We start from the raw sequence: 3290 nt of genomic DNA, 5'->3' as shown, positions 1-3290 counted from the left end.
CCTTACCAAGGACGCCTTTCATGGTGAGTGGAACTACACCATCAAACCAAATCATCCTGAACTTGATCATGTTATTTTGTGACAGGCCCTAAGCATGTATTACCTGGCTAGTCTGCTAAACACGTTTTGTGTCCAGAAAGTGTATCGCATCGGTTTCAATTCGTGCCTCATCCAGTACCAACTTGACCTGCTCATATTGAGACCAGTCAAAGCGCAAGGCAATGCCACAGTCGCTGGAGAACTGGCGTGGAGTCGGAATCAGCTTTACAGTATGATCGGCTTTCGTCAGTAACTTTTCGGCACGCATAACAGACGAGGTAGTGTGAAACAGGATTACGCCGTACTCTGTCATGAGTTCACTATTCTCTGGATCGCTCGAATTGTCTTATTAATGTCGTCCATCGTCGTAAACATGCTTGGCGCCAGCCGCACCGTTCCCGCGGGAAATGAGCCAATGGTTCTATGCCCCGCGGGAGCGCAGTGCAACCCAACCCGAGTCAGGATACCGTATTCCTCGTCAAGCCTGAGCCCCAGCTCTGAGACTTGCCTGCCCTTGACAGTAAAGGATACAATGGCTATTGACCGCTCAGGGTCACGAGTTCCATATACTTGGACACCTGAAATCTCAGATAAACCGCTGATAAGAGCACGGGTAAGCTCTTTCTCATGCGCCCGAATTGCTTTGATGCCTCTCTCCATTACCCACTGTATACCAGCATGTAAACCTGCAATACCCACGAGGTTAGGGGTACCGCTCTCGAATTTATCAGGGAGAAACTCAGGCTGTTCTTCCAGTTCCGACTGGCTTCCGGTACCACCTTCCATCAGAGGCTCAATCAATGAAGTATCCACACGGTCGCCAATGAGAAGGCCACCGATTCCCGGAGGTCCCAGAAGCCCTTTGTGCCCGGTAAAGGCAAGGAGGTCAATGCCCATTGCCTTCATATCTACTGGCACAACTCCCGCAGTTTGTGCCGCGTCTACCAGGAGCAAGGCTCTAGTGGTGTGAGCCGCAGACGCAATCTCGGCAATCGGCATAACTGTGCCCACCACGTTGCTGGCGTGAGTAATAACTACTAGACGAGTCCCGGAGTCTACTGCCCTGGCGACATCACTTATGGCAAGGCTACCATCAGAGGCACAAGGGACAACACGAAGATTAACCCCCTGTCTCTCCAAGCTTCTGAGCGGCCGCATTACGGCATTATGCTCTATGGAACTGGTAACGACTCGGTCGCCGGGCTTCAGTAACCCTTTTAGGACTATGTTTATAGCGTGAGTGGCATTATGTGTAAATATGACCCGCAGGGGGTCTCCGTTGTTAAAGAAAGAGGCAATGTCCTCCCGGGCATCGTACATCACCCGTGCCGCCTCAATGGACAGCCGGTGTCCGGAGCGGCCGGGGTTGCCCCCAGCGTGCCCCAGAACATCCGCCATTGCTTTCAAGACTTCGGGTGGCTTCGGCCAGGACGTTGCCGCATTATCAAGGTAAATCATTTCTTTAGCACAACGCGATAGCTGCCATCAGGCTGGTCTTCCACAGTGACATTCCAGCCCGAGTTCTTTGCTAAACGCGAAACGTTCTCCAGCGCGGTGCTTGAATCTATAAGAACCTCTATCGTCCCTTTGTCCGCTTTTTGCAGAGCCTGGCGAGCCAGCATCGCCGGTTGTGGGCATGAGAGTCCACGGGCATCTACAGTCTCGATATCACTCATTATAATCCTCCTACGCTTTTACTTCACGCATCGTTAGCCCGATGATAATACATATCACCAGTCCAATCATGACCGTAACCGGTCCAAACGCACTGACACCGCTGGGCGAACTGGCAATACTGAAGTTGTGGGCGAATCCAGCACCCACAATCATGCCGACGACAAATACCGCAGCGTCCCCATCACCCTCCCCCGCAAGGAAGAGCTGCCGCCCGGGACAACCGCCAGCCAGAGTGAAGGCGAGGCCGGCCAGTACCATACCACCGAAGTTCCACAGGGCATTAGTGTGAGCTACTGGCTGGTTAGCAAATCCGGGGTTGAACTGACCAAGTATCAGGTTGGTAATAAAGGCAGCCGCAATTAGCGCCAGCACACCTTTAAGAAGGTGGGAATCACGCAACAGCATCATATCCCTTATGGCGCCGACAGTGCAGAAGCGACTGCGCTGAGCCAGGAATCCGACAAAGAGTCCGACTACTAGAGAGATGATAAGGGGAGCGTGCTGGCTCCCGGGACCCTTCTCCGAGAAAAAGATGGGGCCAACTGGATTACCGCTGGCATCCCTCCCGAACTGGGGAGCTACTATCAAAAGCGCCAGCAAGGTTACCATAATGGCAGGCATGACCCAGCCCAGGGCTTTCGGTGCCGGATGGTTGCGTCCCAGACTGAATCCCGTTCTGAGGAACACAATTCCAATCCCGATACCAGCTATGAGACCGAGGATGCCAAAAACCGCATTCCAGTCACCCCCAGCCAGCCGCAGATAGGCACGCCAGGGGCATCCCAGAAAGACCAGAGCACCAAATACAGCGAACATGCCTAAAAGGAAACGCACCAGCGGCGCTGATCCGGTACGTGGCTTGAATTCACGGAAGATGAGCGCCGCAACTAAAGACCCAAGTACAAAGCCGATTATTTCTGGACGGATATATTGCACCACACCGGCATGGTGCAAGCCCAGTGCCCCGGCAATATCCCGACTAAAGCAGACAACACAGACTCCCATGTTGGAGGGGTTGCCCAGTTTGACGAGCACTGGCGCCAGAATGCCGACGACGAGACCGGTAAAGATAGGTCCCCAGCGGGACGTGAGAAACCGTGAAACGAAAGACATAAACTCCTTTTCCGCAAGTGGAGTCATCGATTTCTCCCCCCATGATAGCAATCCTCAATTGACCACCGCTCACGATTGGCTGGATTCACCATAGTCCTCCGGGGGAATCCCAATTAGAGACAAGACCTGTTGAATGGAGCTTAGCTCGGGCATGAACTTCTGTACGATCTGTCCCTCTTTGAGTAGAAGATGCCTCTGGAGGTCAGAGAAGACTTCCAGTATGCGCCTGGCTGTCGGCGCTCGACATTCTCTCTCTTCGGGATACAAGGGAAGCGATTCTTCCCCGCGCTCCCTCATCCTGTTTCGCACTTCACGCTCAATCAGCGCGTGGACGGTCAGACTGACGTAAACCAAGAAGAGAAGCGCTTCCATGCGGCTGACGCTCTTGAGGAATGCCGGAGTGGCAGAGAGTACATTCTTCAACATGTCGTGGCGCTTTTCGACCATGGGCTGCCTGGACT

General features: G+C 53.5%; 4 protein-coding genes and 1 pseudogene. All 5 read right to left on the bottom strand.

The window, feature by feature from the left end; genetic code table 11:
- Window positions 1-115 precede the first annotated feature (115 nt).
- The gene (locus tag HW443_RS14040) at window positions 116-352 is read right to left on the bottom strand and encodes a DUF3343 domain-containing protein (RefSeq protein ID WP_176231648.1); all 237 of its coding nucleotides are present in this window, start codon (window positions 350-352) and stop codon (window positions 116-118) included.
- Window positions 349-1497: an aminotransferase class V-fold PLP-dependent enzyme gene (locus HW443_RS10100; RefSeq protein WP_176231647.1), complete on the bottom strand. Its 1149-nt coding sequence runs from the start codon at window positions 1495-1497 to the stop codon at window positions 349-351. Before HW443_RS10100 ends, HW443_RS14040 begins: the two co-directional genes overlap by 4 nt.
- A complete protein-coding gene (locus tag HW443_RS10095) occupies window positions 1494-1715 on the bottom strand; it encodes a sulfurtransferase TusA family protein (RefSeq protein WP_176230271.1) in 222 nt (73 codons plus the stop codon). Before HW443_RS10095 ends, HW443_RS10100 begins: the two co-directional genes overlap by 4 nt.
- Before the next feature lie 10 nt (window positions 1716-1725).
- Window positions 1726-2829 carry a YedE family putative selenium transporter gene (yedE, locus tag HW443_RS10090; protein ID WP_407079821.1) on the bottom strand — a complete coding sequence of 368 codons (1104 nt, stop codon included), beginning with the start codon at window positions 2827-2829 and terminating at the stop codon, window positions 1726-1728.
- 69 nt (window positions 2830-2898) lie between these two features.
- Window positions 2899-3290: pseudogene (locus HW443_RS10085) on the bottom strand (IS1634 family transposase); the annotation flags it as partial.

This window comes from Candidatus Hakubella thermalkaliphila (genome assembly GCF_013281975.1).
In the GTDB taxonomy this organism is placed as follows: Bacteria; Actinomycetota; Humimicrobiia; order Hakubellales; family Hakubellaceae; genus Hakubella; species Hakubella thermalkaliphila.
Note: the sequence above shows the minus strand (reverse complement) of the source record. Positions and strands in the feature narration are given on the sequence as shown.